Source organism: Micromonospora sp. NPDC049529 (genome assembly GCF_055586685.1).
Window position 1 is genome coordinate 75,381 of sequence record NZ_JBVJHT010000028.1, and the last position, 14,798, is coordinate 90,178.

Sequence of the window (14,798 nt, forward strand, 5' to 3'; positions counted from 1 at the left end):
CGGCAGTCGGTTCTTCTACTCAGGCCGGTGAGCCGGGCATCAGGTCCGGGTCTGTTCGTGCACCCAGGCCGTGTAGTCCGGGTTTCCCCCCTCCACCCAGTGCACCAGAACCTCGGGCACCTCGTACGGGTGCGCGCTGCGCAGGTGGTCGACCAGCGCCTCCACCCGGTCCGGTGCGGTCTTGAACTGCACCGACCATTCCCGGGTGGTCTCCATTCGGGACTGCCACCAGTAGGTGCTGTCCATCGGGCCGCCAACCTGGGCGCAGGCCGCGAGCCGGCCGGCCACCGCGGCGGCGGCGAGCAGATCCGCGACCGACCGGGAATCGACCACGGTCGTCACGATGCAGAGCTGGTCCACGCCGCGCACCCTACGCGCTGGTGCGGTGGATATCGACCCATTCGTCGATTCGTTTCCACCAGTCGTAGAGCCAGTCGATCCGCTCCTGGCGCCCTGCTGGTATTTCTTCCGGCGGCACCGACCAGAAACGCATAACAATCTTCTTATCCATCGGCAGTTCGCGCCAGACATCCGCCACCGTGAGCATCCGGTCCAGTCCGGTGTGCGCGACGAAGATCACCCCCGCGTCCGGCGCCGCGTCCAGCGCGGCCAGTACGCCGCCCGGCTGCGGCGCCAGCACGTGCCGCATCCCCTCCGCCCGTACGGCCATCTTCTCCAACCCACGGGCCCGCAGCCGCGCGATGGCCCGGATCCGGCGGCGCGGGGTGAAGTTGCCGCCCTCCGGGAAGATCACCAACGCGTCGTTGCTGTCCAGACCGACGGCCAGGTGCCCGATCTGCTCGGTGAGGGTCCGCCCCGGCTGCCGGGGGTCGACCCCGACCGCCGGGTCCTGCGCCCGGCCCGGCGCGATGAACCGGTTCGGCAGCCGGTTGAGCAGTACGTCGACCGCCGGATCCCACTGAAGGGTCTCCTTCAGCACGATCCTCGGCTCCCGGTCGAACCAGTTGACCAACGCGTGGATCAGGATGAACGAGTCACCGGGCCCGGCGTGCCGACAGAGCACCACCTGCGGACGGCCGGGCAGTGCGGTGTTCGGGTCGGCGCCGACCACCTCGATGGTCAACCGCAGCGCCCACTGGGCCTGCCAGAAGAGGAAGTCGAGAAACCAGCCGGTCAGTACGTAGTGCGCCCGCTGGAACCGGGGTGAGCGCCCCTTCCAGCCGAACCCGGAGGCGATCCAGAGGCCGAAGAGCGCGATCAGCGCGCTGGCGTCCCAGGCCAGGTAGATGGTCGCCATCCAGATCACGCGCAGCGGCCGCAGGTAGCCCGGCACCAGCGGTGAGGCCGCCGCGGCCAGCAGCAACCAGACCGGCATCGCGCTGACCAGCACGAAGGCGAGCAGCACCACGGTCGGACCGAACAGCACCCGCCGCAGCCACCGGGGCGGCAACCGCATCAGACGCCTTCGACGTGTGAGTGCAGGTAACGCCGGGAGGCCGTGTACGCCCGACTGATCCGTCGCCCGACCGCCGCCATGTCCCGGTACGCCCATGGGGTGTCGTCGCGCGGCTGCGACCCGCCGGTCGGCAGCACGTGCACGTCCACGTCGTCCGGCAGCGCCGCCATCTCGCGGGCGAACCGGTGCCGGCGGGCGATCTCGAACGCGACCTGGGCGATCTCCCAGGGCCGTCGCGGCGGTGCCAGGGGCCGTTCGATCCGGCCCACCTGGAGGACGAAGATCTGCTTGGCGCCGCTCTCCACCGCCTCGCCGATCGGGATCGAGTTGACGATCCCGCCGTCGACGAAGTGCTCCCCGTCGATCTGGGCCGGCGGCAGCAGACCGGGCACCGAGGCGGAGGCGAGCACCGCGTCGACCAGCGGCCCGCTGGAGAACCAGTGTTCGGCGGCCCGCTCGATGCTCGCCGCGCAGCACCGGAACGGCACCTTCAGGTCGGCGAAGGTGGTCTGCTCCCCCAGCTCCGCCTCCAGCAGCCGGCGCAGCGGCCGGGGCGAGTGCAGGTGCGTACGCGCGGCGAACCGGCGCAGCTGCCGGGCGACCGAGTCGCCGTACACCTCGCTCGCCTCCGGGGAGGCCCAGAGCCGCACCAGCCGGTCGGTCACCGCCTCGCTCGGGTCGGCGGCGACCAGGGCACCGTTCACCGCACCGATCGACGTACCGATGACGAGGTCGGGGCGGATGCCGGCGCGGAACAGCGCCCGGAGCATGCCGACCTCGACCGCGCCGAGTACGCCTCCGCCGCCGAGCACGAACGCGACCGGACCTTTGACCATGCCTTTCATCGTGGCACGGATGGGCACGGTCGCTCTCGGCGCGGCCCGTGGTTGTGCCCCGGTCGGCTGCCGACCCGCCGCCGATCGGGGCGAACGGGCACGGTCAGTCGGGGTAGATGCCGCCGTCGAGGGTGATCACCTTGTTGGTGAGGTAGGAGTTGGTCACCATCGCCAGCACCATCGCGGCGACGTCGTCGGCGGAGCCCAGTCGCCCGACCGGCACCGGCATCGGCGGATTGTCCGGGTTGACGGCGGTGAAGCCGGTGCCGGCGATCAGCGCCGGGGCGATCGTGTTGACGGTCACCCCGTTGCCGGCCACCCGGGCGGCGAGGTGGTGCATCAGCCCGTGCAGGCCGGCCTTGCTGGCCGCGTAGTGCGGCCCGATGACACCGCCGTTGAGGGCCGCGATCGACGACAGGAAGAGGATCCGGCCGTACCGGCGGGAGATCATCTCGGGCAGCACGGCGCGGGCCATCAACCAGGGTGCGCGCAGGTTGACCGCCATCGTCTCGTCCCAGACGTCCAGCTCGACCTGGTCCCAGGAGAGTTGCCGGCCGACTCCGGCGTTCGCCACCAGCACGTCGACGGTGCCGAACTCGGCACGGGCGGCGTCGACCGTGGCCGCCGCCGCCTCCGGCATCCGCAGGTCGGCGGCGAGGACGAGGGCCCGCTGGCCCAGGGCCCGGATCTGGTCGGCGACCCCCTCGGCCGGGGCCTGGTGGCCGGAGTAGGTCAGGACGACGTCGGCACCGGCGGCGGCCAGGCTGAGCGAGATCGCCCCACCGATCCCACCGGAACCGCCGGTGACCAGCGCGCACCGACCGTACAGATCCTCAGCCACGTCGCTGCCCTTTCCCCGACTGGGCGATGCCCCCGAGCAGGCCAAATCTAACGTGACAGCACTGCGGGCCGGCGGTGTTTCGGCCGTCCCCGCGACGCTTTCCCGGCGGCGGCGGACACATGGCACGGGTAGCACATTCCGAGGCACTTCCTTGTTCGGTAACTGAATTTCTTGTGGCCACCCGCGCTTCGGTAACATGAGCCGCCCATACTGACCGCCGCGACCGGCTCGACCGACGCGTCGGCCGGACCGCACCGGCCGGACCAGTCGATCGGCGGGACCGATCGCGAAACGCCCCTTCGGGGTAGCCCCGAACACGGTGGCCGAGGAGACCTGGAAGTGCCCCTACCGCCCGGTTCTGATGCCCTCGCCCGGCTCCGGCGCACGATCTTCCGTGCTCCGGGTCCACTGCGCTGGGTCGCCATCGGCACACTGGCCGGACTGGTCGGCATCCTGGTGCTGGTCGGGGTCGTGGTCCGGACCGGGCTCGGCAGCGTACCGGTGGTGGACGCCCGGCCGGCCGACGGTGACGACGGCAACCGGGGTATCGCGGCGGCACCGCTCGGCGTGGCCCCGAGCCCCGGCACCGCGCCGAAGCCACTGCCGGACGGCTACGTCCCGCTGGTGGTGGCCGCCGGGAGGGTGTGCCCGGCGGTACCGGCGGCCCGGGTCGCGGCGCAGCTGATGGCCGCCTCCGGCTTCGACCCGGAGGTGCTCGGCGAGGACGGCGCGGAGGGCGTCGCGCAGTTCCGGCCCGAGCTGTGGCGGGCGTACGCACCGTCGGCCACCGCCGCGGCGACCGACCCGAACGCGGCCGTACCCGCGCTCGGCCGGGCCATGTGCGCCCTGGTCGAGGAGTTCGAGCCACTCGACGGGGAGCCCTATCCGGTCGCGCTGGCCGCGTTCCAATGGGGAACCGAGGCCGTACGCAAGGCCGGCGGGGTCCCGGACGCCCCGAGCCTGCGTACGTTCGCCGAGATGGTGTCGGACTACACCGCGTACTACGAGCGGGACACCCGGCTGACGCCCCGGCCCGCCACCCCGACCCGGCGGGCCCCCTCGTCGGTCGGTCCGACCCCGAGCGCCGGCCGGACGCCGGGCACCAGCCCGACCGCGCCCGCCTCGAACACCACCAACAGCACGAACGACGCGTCGCCCACGCCGACGCCCGCCGCGCCGCCACCGACACCCGTGTGGCAGGAGCGGGTGGTACGGGCCACCAGCGTTCTGCGACGGGGCCAGTCGTGGACCTCGAACCGGTTGCAGCTCACCCTCGCCGACGACGGCGACGTCGTGCTCCGGGACCAGGGACGGGCGGTGTGGAAGGCGAACACCGGTGGCCGGGGCGGCGAACACCTGGTCTTCCAGGCCGACGGGAACCTGGTCCTCTACTCCCGGACCGGCTCGACGGTCTGGTCCTCGCGGACGTCGGGCAACAACGGGGCGACCCTCGTCCTGCGGGCCGACGGCAACGTGGTGATCTCGACGAACAACCGGACGGTCTGGCAGACCGGCACCGCGAAATGACCCGCCGGGCGGCCCACGGATAGGGGGTCGACCAGGGGTTGGCGGCAAATGCCGGGTCGGGCCATTGATCGTTGACAGAATGGTTACATTCGCGCAACCTGATACGACCCCCTCCCCAGGCAGGTGCTGCGAACGATGGCTGCGCTCCACGCGGGCGGCCTGCTCGCCCGCAGGTACCGTCTCATCGACCAGATCGGCGCCGGCGGCATGTCCGTCATCTGGCGTGCCCGCGACGAGGTACTGGACCGGGTGATCGCGATCAAGGTGCTCGCCGCGTCCCTGGCCGCCGACGCCAAGTTCCGCGACATGGTACGCGAGGAGGCACGCGCCGCCGCCCAGCTCGTCCACCCGCACGTCACGGCGGTGCACGACTACGGCGAGGAGATCGCCCCGGACGGTACGGTCACCGCGTTCGTGGTGATGGAGCTGCTCACCGGCGAGGAGTTGGAAACCCGGCTGCTGGACGGGCCGCTGCCGTGGGCCGAGGCGGTGGAGATCTGCGCCCAGGTGGCCGAGGCGCTGGCCGCGGCGCACGAACTCGGGATCGTCCACCGGGACATCACCCCGTCCAACATCATGATGACCTCGGTCGGGGCGAAGGTGCTCGACTTCGGCATCGCCACCCACATCGGGGCGCCGGACGAGGACGAGGACGGCGAGACGTTCGGCACGCCCGCGTACGTGGCGCCGGAACGGCTCGACGGCACCCCGGCGCAACCCGCGACGGACACGTACTCGCTGGGGGTGCTGCTCTACGAGACGCTCACCGGCCGGGTCCCCTACCCGGCCGAGACCTGGGACGACCTGACCGAGGCGCTGGGCAGCGGCAACCCGGTGCCGCAGCTGTCCGGCGTACCCGACCTGCCGCCGAGGGTGGCCGACGCCTGCCTGCGCTGCCTGGCCCGCGCCCCGGCCGACCGGCCGACCGCGTACCAGGTCGGCCAGCTGCTCCGGGACCAGCTTCTGGCCGGCGAGACGCTGGGCAGCTCGGCCGCGCGGCCGGCGATGGTCACCCTGCCGCCGCTCATCCCGATCGGGGGCGCGTGGGACAGGGCAACCACCGGCGTACGGGTGCTGCCGCCGCGTCCCGACCACGCCGACCCGTTCCCGGCGGCGGAGCCCACGGTCACGCCCCGACCCTCCGCCGGCGGGACCGGGACGCCGGTGGGGCACCCCGGACGCAACGGCGGGCGGACCCGGATCGGGACGATCGGTCTCGCCTTCGGCGCGGTCGCCGCGCTCGGGCTGGCCGTACTCGTCGGTGCTTTCCTCAGCGAGCCGCGCCCGCCCCGGCCGGTCGGCCTGCCGAGCGCTCCGACGCCGACCAGTTCCGAGGCCCGGCCGTCCGCCGCCGCACCGCCACCGGCCGCGACCGCGCTGACCGGTCCGGCCGGTCCGGCCACCACCGCTGCGGGCCTGCCCGGTTCGCCGTCGGTCAGCGAGGCGATGGCCCGGCTGGACCAGCTCGTCGGCGAGGGCCTGGCGACCGGTGCGATCCGCGCCGACATCGGCCTCGACCTGCGCAACCAGCTGCACAATCTGCGGCGGTCGATGGTCACCGGGCCGGTCGACCTGGCCGGACCGGTCGACCTGCTGCGCCAGGCCGTCGCCACCCGCCGGCACGAGGGCGGCATCAGCGGCCCGTACGCCGACCAGCTCGACGCGGTCCTGGCCCAGCTCACCGCCAGCTGAGCCGACCCGTCCGACGACCGGGGACCGACCGTCGGAAAGGGGCCCTGCCGGTCCGGTGACGGACGAGCAGGACCCCTTCCCGCCTCCCCGACGGGTGCGCGGTCAGGGCAGGGCGTTCAGGAACGGCTCGTGGCTGTTCTTGAACTCCCAGTTGTAGAACCGGTCCCAGTTGATCGACCAGGTCATCAGGCCACGGAAGTTCGGGTTGGTGCCGCTGCGCGGGGTGTAGCCACCGCAGTTGGTGCCCCGGACCAGGCAGTTGACCGCCTGCTGGACCCCGGCCGGTGCGACGTACCCGTTGCCGGCGCTGCTGCCGGCGGGCGTGCCGAAGGCGACCTGGTCCTCGCGCAGGGCCGGGAAGACGTTGGCGGTGTTGCCCGCGACCGGGAAGCCGGCGAGCAGCATGTCGGTCATGGCGACGTGGAAGTCCGCCCCGCCCATGGTGTGGTACTGGTTGTCCAGCCCCATGATCGGGCCCGAGTTGTAGTCCTGCACGTGCAGCACCGTGATGTCGTCGCGCAGCGCGTGGATGACCGGCAGGTACGACCCGGCCCGCGGATCCTGCCCGCCCCACGGCCCGGAGCCGTAGTACTGGTAACCGAGCTGCACGAAGAACGTCTCCGGCGCCATCGTGAGGACGAAGCCGGCACCGTAGCGGGCCTTGAGCGTACGGATCGCCGAGATCAGGTTCACGATCACCGGGGTGGTCGGGTTCTTGAAGTCGGTGTCACCGGTGTTGAGCGACAGCGAGTGTCCCTCGAAGTCGATGTCGAGCCCGTTGAGGCCGTACCGGTCGATGATGGCGGCGACCGAGCTGACGAACCGGTCCCGGGCGGCGGTGGTGGTCAGCTGCACCTGCCCGTTCTGGCCGCCGATCGAGATCAGCACCTTCTTGCCCTGCTGCTGCTTGGCCCGGATGGCGGCGATGAACTGCGCCTCGGTCTCGACGCCGGGGCACTCGGCGACCGGGCAGAGCTGGAACCGGATGTCGCCGGAGGTGACCGAGGTCGGTTCGCCGAAGGCGAGGTTGATGATGTCCCACTCGGCCGGCACGTCGGCCATCCGCAGGTAGCCGGAGCCGTTGGCGAAGCTGCTGTGCAGGTAGCCGATGAGCGCGTGCTTCGGCAGCCCGGTGTTCGGCGGCGGGCCGGTGGTGGGCGGCGGGGTGCTCGGCGGCGGCGGGGTGGTCGGCGGCCGGGTGGTGGGCGGCGGGGTCGTCGGCGGACGGGTCGTCGGCGGAGCCGTGGTGGCCGGCGGGGTGGTCGGCGGCCGGGTCGTCGGCGGGGTGGTCGGGGTGGTCCCGCCTCCGCACGCGGCGCCGTTGAGGGTGCAGTTGGTCGGGCTGCCCGGGCCGGTGCCGTTGAACCCGAACGACGTCGACGCGCCCGGCGCCAGGGTCCCGTTCCAGGACCGGTTGGTGAACGTGAACCGCTGGCCCGACGAGGTCATCGAGGCGTCCCAGAAGGTCCCGACGGTGCTCCCCGCCGGCAGGTCGAAGACCACCGTCCAGGAGGTGAGGGTGGTCGTCCCGCCGTTGGTGACGGTGTACTTCCCCTCCCAACCCGAACCCCAGTCGGAGACCTTCACGAAGGTCGCCGTCGGACCGGCGGCGAACGCCGGCATCGCCACCGAGACCGCGCCCACCCCGGCCGCCAACGCGGCCACCACACCGACAAACAACGATCTGGAGCGTCTCATCCAGTCCTCCCGACCGGTCATGGCTCGCGCGGCCATCGACAGTTGGCCAATTATTAGGACTGTTAACTGTTTCTGTAAAGCCCCGGCGAGCGTCGATGTCCGGGATCGACGCCCACCGACGCATGGTCACCGCCCGGTAAACAGCGGACGAAGAGGGTCGAGCTCCGTTGACACCGGGGACCGGCGCGGCCAGAGTTCCGTACCAAACGGGGCACTTCCGTCCGTCCAAGGAGGATTTTGGTGATAGCCCGGACAACACTCATCACGGCACTGACCGCCACCCTGGTCACCGCCATCGCCGGACCGGCCACCGCCACGGCGGGCGAGCCGATCGGCACCACCGCCGGCAGCACCGCCGTCGCCGCGGCGGCGGTCACCCTGACCGCGGCCAACTTCCGGCTCCAGGCCAGCTCGTACAACAGCCTGATCGACGACCTGGACGCCGCGCTGCCGAACGTCAGCGTGCCGACCGTGGTCGGCGACGGAAACCGGGCGGCGACCGCCTGCTCCCCCGCCGCCGCCAACCGGGTCGCCTCGTTCTGTTGGAACAGCGGCGACAACAACGTCACCTACTGGATCCCACAGGCGATCACCACCACCGCGGACGCGTACGAGGTCGGCACCTACGAGGGCGCCACCGCGATCCTGGTGAGCTGGTACGACGACGCCTCCGACGGGATCGACCGGGGCGTACGGGTGTCCTTCGTGGACTACTCGACGCCGAGCGCGCCGACCTACCGGCACGTGCTGCTGGTCGAGCCGTACGCGCGCAGCGACGGCAGAGCCTCCTTCCGCCCGGTCAACCTGCACGCCGGCGGCATGTTCTGGTACGGCCACTACCTCTACGTCGCCTCCACCAGCGCCGGCTTCCGGGTCTTCGACCTGCGCCACCTCTGGCAGACCGCGACGAGCGACGACGCCGTGATCGGCCTCCAGTCCGACGGCAGCTACCAGGCGTACGGCTACAAGTACGTGCTGCCGCAGGCGCTGACGTACACCCGCTCGACCACCGGCGGGTACGCCAACCTGACCCACTCGTTCGTCGCGCTGGACCGGACCAGTACCCCGGACAGCGTCGTCATCGGCGAGTACGCCAACCCCGGCACCGGCACCCGCCTGGTCCGCTTCCCGATCGACTACACCACTCGAATGCTGACCACCGGCGCCGACGGTTACGCCCACGGTTCGGAGGCGTACGACGTCTCGGTCACCAGCATGCAGGGCGCGACCGCGATCAACGGGAAGTTCTACCTGTCGACCAGCGACGGCAGCGCCAACAAGGGCGACCTCGCCACGTTCAGCCCCGGCGGCTCGGTGGTCATGCACACCGACGCGCTGCCGATCGGCCCCGAGGACCTCTCCTACTGGCCGGCGCGCAATCAACTCTGGTCCCTGACCGAGTACGCCGGCAGCCGCTCGGTGTTCGCGGTACGCGCCTCGGCCTACTGACCGGTCACCGGGCCGCTGTCAGGGGGTCAGGGGGTCAGCGGGTCGGTCGAGTCTGATCCGGTCGCCGGCCCGGTCGAAGAGGAGCAGCCGGTCCGGGTCGACGGCGAGCGTCATCGGGGCACCGGGGCGGGGCGGGGCGGGGGCGGGCACCCGTACCACGAGGTCGCCGGAGGGCGGCTGACCGTCGGTGGAGGCCGGGTCGTACACCGGGTAGAAGCCGTACTCGGTCCGGGCGGTCGCGGGCGGTTCGTCCGTACGCTGGTGCGGGATCATCCGGGCCAGGGTGTGCCGGAACGGGTGCCCGGTCGGCGGCTCCTCGGCGAGGACGTCGGCCAGGTGCGTCCCGGTGTCCGGATGCTCCAACCGGGATTCGGCGACCGAGGTCGGAACCCCGCCGACGTCGACGTGCACCAACGCCTCGTGCCCGAGGTGTTCCACCGTCCGGACGACGCCCCGCAGCACGGCCCCCGAGTCGGTGTCGCCGACGACCGGGGTGAGCGCGTCCGCGCGTACCGCCAGGGTCACCCGCTCGGTGTGCCGGTTGACCAGCGCGCGGGTCCGGGGATCGTCGCGGGACAGTTCGAGCAGTTGCGAGCCGAGGTCGATCAGGACCCGCGCGGGCTCGACGTAGACCGCGCCCCGGAGCAGGCTGGGACGCGGGGTGCCGAGGAAGGCGGCGACGAACAGGCTGGTCGGGTCGCCGTACACCTCGGCCGGCGTGCCGACCTGTTGCAGCCGACCCCGGCGCAGCACCGCCACCCGGTCGGCCATCGTCATCGCCTCGACCTGGTCGTGGGTGACGTACACGGTGGTCACCCCCAGCCGGCGGGACAACCCGGCGATCTCCGTACGCAGGTCGGCCCGGACCCCGGAGTCCAGGTTGGACAGTGGCTCGTCGAGCAGGAAGGCGTGCGGCCGGCGGACGATCGCCCGAGCCATCGCCACCCGCTGACGCTGCCCGCCGGAGAGACGACCGGGGCGGCGGTGCAGCAGGTCGGTGATGCCGAGCTGCCCGGCGGCCTCGGCGACCCGGGCGGCGAGCGTCCCCACCGGCTCCGCCCCGAGCCGCAACGGGAACCCGATGTTCTGGGCCACGGTCAGGTTCGGGTAGAGGGAGTGGTCCTGGAAGACCATGGCAACCCGCCGTTGGAGTGCGGCCCGCTCGTCCGGCTCCGCACCGTCGAACAGGACCCGGCCGGCGGTCGGCTCCTCCAGGCCGGCGACCAGCCGCAGGATCGTCGACTTGCCGCAACCGGTCGGCCCGAGCAACGCCACGAACTCCCCGGACCCGATCTCCAGGCTCAGCTCGTCGACCGCCACGACCCCGCCGTCGAAAACCTTCGTCAACCGATCGATGGTGATGGTGACCACGAAGACCACCTCCTGCCCCCATCGTCCGGGCCGGTACGCCAAACGCGCTACCCCGGACCGCCGTCGGCGCGTTCCGCTGCGGCGAACGTCCCGCGCGGCGAGGGCGGTCGGCGGTTACCAGGCGCCGGTGGGTGCGAGGGCGGTGTCGGCGACCCGGTCCCGCGAGGTGGTGGCCCACTGCCGGTAGACCCGCTCGTAACCCTCGGCCATCATCTCGGCCGAGAACGCGTTACGCACGTGGGCCACGCACGCGGCCGGGTCCAGCCCGCCCGCGTCGCGCAACGCCTGCGGCAGGTCGTCCGGGTCGACGCAGACCAGGCCCGTCTCACCCGGCCGGACCAGTTCCGGTACGGCACCGCGGTCGAGTGCCACCACCGGCGTACCGGTGGACATCGCCTCGACCATCACCATGCCGAACGGCTCCTCCCAGCGGATCGGCATGACCAGGCAACGGGCCGCGAGCATCAACTCGAAACAGGTCTTCCGGTCCGGGTTGCGCAGCACGGTCAGATCGGGGCCCTGCAACGGCTCGATCACGTCGGCCAGGTAACGCTGCTCCTCCGGCTCGTCGCACTTACCCGCCAGCACCAGCGACAGCCCGGCCGCCCGGCAGGCCCGTACGGCCAGGTCGGGGCCCTTGTCCGGGCTGAACCGGGCGAGCCAGAGCACCGGCCCGGTGCCGGGCTGCGACTTGTGCGGTACGTCGTCGAGCGCCATCCCGTTGTGCACCGTCGCCGCCCACGGCAGGTACGGCCGCAGCCGCCGCTGGGCGTGCGAGATCGCCACCAGTCCGACCGAGCGGTCGACGTCGGCCAGGATGTCGCCGAGTTCCCCGGTGGGCCGGTTGTGCACGGTCGCCACCGTCGGTACGGAACGGCGGGGCGCGACGAACGGGCCGATGGTGGTGTGGTCGTGCACCACGTCGAAGACGTCCGGATTGATCATCTGGTCGGCTCGGGCCAGGTGCGCCAGTTCGGGCAGCGACTGTCCGAGGCGCTCGTGTTGCAGCTCCGGCATCGTCCCGACGAATCGGGCGGCGGTGCCGGAACCCGTACCTGCACCGAAGAGGGTCACCTCGTGCCCACGGGCGGCCAGCGCGTCCACCAGTGCCGCGCAGACCTGTTCCACCCCGCCGTACCCGCTGGGCGGCAGCTCGTACCAGGGCGGTACGACCATGGCGATCCGCAACGGTGCGGTCTGGTCGAATCGGTCGATCGGCATGTGGTTCACGACGTCGAGCCCTCCCCACCGCTCCGGCTGACCCGCCGGATAGTTCGGGTTTCCCTGCTCGGCCGGGGATAACCGGCGGTGGCCGGGGATGGCCGCCGATGCCGTCGGGGACGACCGGTCAGACCGCCATGCCCAGCCGGTCGTCGACCTCCCGGACTCCCGGCGCGGACCACGCCACCCGGCGCGCTTCCTCGCGTTCCATCCAAGACCGGACGGTCCCGCCGAGGATGACGGTGTCCGCCTCGACGTCGACGACGATCCGGTCGGCGTTGTCCTCGATCACCCGAGCCAGAGCGCGCCGGATGTCTCGTTTGCGCACCTCCGGGCTGACCCGCTCACCGGCGCGTACGGAGATCAGGTTGGTCACGCCCCGCACCCCGGCCAGCCGCCCGAGGTCCCGTTCGGCCGCCTCCCGCTGGTAGCCCCACTCGACCTCGCCCCGGAGCACCACCCAGCCGTTCGCGACGGTCACGTCGACCTGCTCCACCGGCACGAAGGAGTCCCAGTCCAGCGCCCGGCTGGCCGCCTTCGCGAGGTCGGTGTCCGTCCGTCCGACCGTTTCCGTGGGGCGTACCTCGATCTCGTTGGCCACCCCGCGTACGCCCCGAATCCGGTGTGCGGTGCGCTCGGCGGCCCATTTCCGGGCGTAGCTGTCCACCGAGCCGGTCAGCGTCACCACGCCCGCGTGCACGATCACGCCGACCTCGTTGGGCTGCACCTGCGCCTCCCACTTCAGCTCCGCCAGCAGATCCCGCTGGATGGTGGGGTCGTCGCGGGTCGCGATCACCGTGGTCATCGCCGTTCCTCCCCGGCTGGAGTCCGTGGACATCCCGTCCCGCCCAGGATCGCGCCGATCGGGGTGAGCGCCCGTCACCCCGGCGAGGTGAACCCCGTACAGAGGGGCGCGGCGGGCGACGTGACCAACCCCCTTGGTCACATCGCCCGCCGCTTGGGGAGGAGGCGCGCTTCCGGGTTACGGAAGTAGTCGCCCTCAGGTACGAACGGGTCCTCCTGCTATGACGTCTCGGCCAGCGTCACGGTTGCCGTTTTCTCCTCACCATTTCGGGTGAAGGTCAACTGCACCCTGTCGCCCACCTTGCCCGTCTGCACGGCCCCGACCAGATCGTTGGAGTCGTTGATCACCTTGTCGCCGAACTTGGTGATCACGTCGCCCTGCTGCAGACCGGCCTGCGCGGCCGGGCTGCCCTCGGTCACCCCGGTGACCATCGCGCCGTTGTCCGACTCGGTGACACCGACCCCGAGGAACGGGTGGCTGATCTTCTGACCCTGCTGGAGCTTGCCGGCCACGTCCTTGGCCTTGTTGCTCGGGATCGCGAAGCCGACGCCGATGTTGCCGTTGCTGCCGGCGGTGGCGATGGCGGTGTTGATGCCGATCACCTCGCCCTTGGTGTTGATCAGGGCGCCGCCGGAGTTACCGGGGTTGATCGGGGCGTCGGTCTGGAGCAGCCCGGAGATCGAGCTGGCCCCCTGCTGCTGTTGCTGTTGCTGCGGCTGCTGGAACGGGTTCTGCGGCTGCTGCTCTTCCTCGCCACCGGCCTGGATGGTCCGGTCCTTGGCGCTGAGGATGCCGGCGGTCACCGAACCCTGCAACCCCAGCGGGCTGCCCAGGGCGAGCACCGTGTCGCCGACCTGCATCGCGTCGCTGTCACCGAACTTCGCCGGGCTCAGGTCGCTGACCCCCTGCGCCTTGACCACCGCGAGGTCGGTCTTCGGGTCGGTGCCGACGACCTTCGCCTGGGCGTTCTTGCCGTTGGCGAAGACCACCCGGACGTTACCCCCGGTGGCACCGGCCACCACGTGGTTGTTCGTCAGCACGTAGCCGTCCGCGCTGAGCACCACACCCGAGCCCTCACCGGTGCCGGTGGTGATCGAGACGACGCTGTTCTCCACCGAAGCGGCGATCTTCGGCAGGTCCGCGCTGTTGATGATCGGCGCGGCGGTGTAGGTCCGGGTGGTGCCCGACGATCCGCCGTCCAGCGCCAGCGCCACGGCCCCACCGGCGATGCCGGAACCGGCCATCAGCACCAGCGCGGCGGCACCGATCGCGGCGAACCTGCCCAACCGGCTCGGCCGCTGCGGGTGCCCCGGCCCGTTCGGGCCCTGGGCCCAGATCGGCGGCGGGTTACCGCCGAGGTGCGGCGGCTGCGGCGGCATCGCGGCGCCGGGCGCGTGCTGACCCGGGTAGCTGGGGTTACCCGTCCAGGTCGGCTGGTTCTGGGCGGCCGGGTGCCAGGGGCTCGGCGGGTAGGAGGCCGGCACCGCGGAACCGGGCTGGGCGCCGCCGTACTGGCCGGCGTAGGAGTCGGTCGGCCGCTGGTAACCGGCGTACGGCCCGGCCGGCTGCGGCACGGCGGCACCGTGCCCGGCGTAGGGGCTGCCGTACGGCTGCCCGGTCGTCGGTCCGACCGGTCCACCGGTCGTCGGCTCGGTGCCCGCGTCCGTGGCCGGTGCGGCGTTCGCGCTCGCGTCGGCGGCGGCGAAGGAGGTGGTCTGCTGTTCGGGGGTGCCGGACTGGGCCGGGTAGGGCTGCCCACCGGCGACGGTGGTCGGCTCGGTGTCGGCCGGGCGGGTGGCCTCGGCGGTGGAGTCGGCCGGCCCGCGCTCGACGGGCGACAACTCCGCGGTGGGATACGACGGCGTGGCGTCGGCGTCGGCGTTGGCCGAAGGCCGCTGCGGGTCGGTCTCGTACTCGCTCATGGCACCTACCTTGCCCGGT

11 protein-coding genes and 1 pseudogene are annotated in these 14,798 nt (G+C 72.0%); 3 read left to right on the forward strand and 9 right to left on the reverse strand.

Features of this window, described 5'->3' with window-relative positions:
• Positions 1-39: 39 nt before the first annotated feature.
• From cutA to ACZ6QQ_RS33860, 4 genes are all read right to left on the reverse strand, one after another.
• Complete coding sequence (cutA, locus tag ACZ6QQ_RS33845; protein ID WP_465881861.1) at positions 40-360, reverse strand: divalent-cation tolerance protein CutA; 321 nt, start codon at positions 358-360, stop codon at positions 40-42.
• A gap of 10 nt (positions 361-370) precedes the next feature.
• Entirely contained in the window at positions 371-1,417 is a 1,047-nt protein-coding gene (locus tag ACZ6QQ_RS33850) for a 1-acyl-sn-glycerol-3-phosphate acyltransferase (RefSeq protein ID WP_465881862.1), read from the reverse strand.
• Positions 1,417-2,253 carry a patatin-like phospholipase family protein gene (locus ACZ6QQ_RS33855; RefSeq protein WP_465881864.1) on the reverse strand — a complete coding sequence of 279 codons (837 nt, stop codon included), beginning with the start codon at positions 2,251-2,253 and terminating at the stop codon, positions 1,417-1,419. The genes ACZ6QQ_RS33850 and ACZ6QQ_RS33855 overlap by 1 nt, the downstream gene beginning before the upstream one ends.
• 103 nt (positions 2,254-2,356) lie before the next feature.
• The gene (locus tag ACZ6QQ_RS33860; RefSeq protein WP_465881866.1) at positions 2,357-3,094 is read right to left on the reverse strand and encodes an SDR family NAD(P)-dependent oxidoreductase; all 738 of its coding nucleotides are present in this window, start codon (positions 3,092-3,094) and stop codon (positions 2,357-2,359) included.
• A gap of 339 nt (positions 3,095-3,433) precedes the next feature.
• Between ACZ6QQ_RS33860 and ACZ6QQ_RS33865 the strand changes: the two genes are divergently transcribed.
• Together ACZ6QQ_RS33865 and ACZ6QQ_RS33870 are read left to right on the forward strand one after the other, a co-directional pair.
• The gene (locus ACZ6QQ_RS33865; RefSeq protein WP_465881868.1) at positions 3,434-4,621 is read left to right on the forward strand and encodes a hypothetical protein; all 1,188 of its coding nucleotides are present in this window, start codon (positions 3,434-3,436) and stop codon (positions 4,619-4,621) included.
• A gap of 135 nt (positions 4,622-4,756) precedes the next feature.
• Positions 4,757-6,313: a serine/threonine-protein kinase gene (locus ACZ6QQ_RS33870; protein ID WP_465881869.1), complete on the forward strand. Its 1,557-nt coding sequence runs from the start codon at positions 4,757-4,759 to the stop codon at positions 6,311-6,313.
• A gap of 102 nt (positions 6,314-6,415) precedes the next feature.
• On the opposite strand, the gene ACZ6QQ_RS33875 is transcribed toward ACZ6QQ_RS33870, so the two are convergent.
• A complete protein-coding gene (locus ACZ6QQ_RS33875; protein ID WP_465881871.1) occupies positions 6,416-8,011 on the reverse strand; it encodes a chitinase in 1,596 nt (531 codons plus the stop codon).
• Between the two features lie 240 nt (positions 8,012-8,251).
• On the opposite strand from ACZ6QQ_RS33875, the gene ACZ6QQ_RS33880 reads away from it, so the two are divergent.
• On the forward strand, positions 8,252-9,460 hold the full coding sequence (locus ACZ6QQ_RS33880) for a hypothetical protein (protein ID WP_465881873.1): 1,209 nt from the start codon (positions 8,252-8,254) through the stop codon (positions 9,458-9,460).
• A gap of 18 nt (positions 9,461-9,478) precedes the next feature.
• Here the strand turns inward: ACZ6QQ_RS33880 and ACZ6QQ_RS33885 are convergent, their stop codons facing one another.
• From ACZ6QQ_RS33885 to ACZ6QQ_RS33900, 4 genes and pseudogenes are all read right to left on the reverse strand, one after another.
• Positions 9,479-10,831 (reverse strand): ABC transporter ATP-binding protein, encoded by a 1,353-nt coding sequence (locus ACZ6QQ_RS33885; protein ID WP_465881875.1) that lies wholly within the window; start codon positions 10,829-10,831, stop codon positions 9,479-9,481.
• 124 nt (positions 10,832-10,955) lie between these two features.
• A pseudogene (locus tag ACZ6QQ_RS33890) lies at positions 10,956-12,052 on the reverse strand (glycosyltransferase family 4 protein); the annotation flags it as partial.
• 127 nt (positions 12,053-12,179) lie between these two features.
• On the reverse strand, positions 12,180-12,857 hold the full coding sequence (locus ACZ6QQ_RS33895; RefSeq protein ID WP_465881876.1) for a BON domain-containing protein: 678 nt from the start codon (positions 12,855-12,857) through the stop codon (positions 12,180-12,182).
• A 218-nt stretch (positions 12,858-13,075) separates the two neighbouring features.
• The gene (locus tag ACZ6QQ_RS33900) at positions 13,076-14,779 is read right to left on the reverse strand and encodes a S1C family serine protease (protein WP_465881877.1); all 1,704 of its coding nucleotides are present in this window, start codon (positions 14,777-14,779) and stop codon (positions 13,076-13,078) included.
• Positions 14,780-14,798 lie beyond the last annotated feature (19 nt).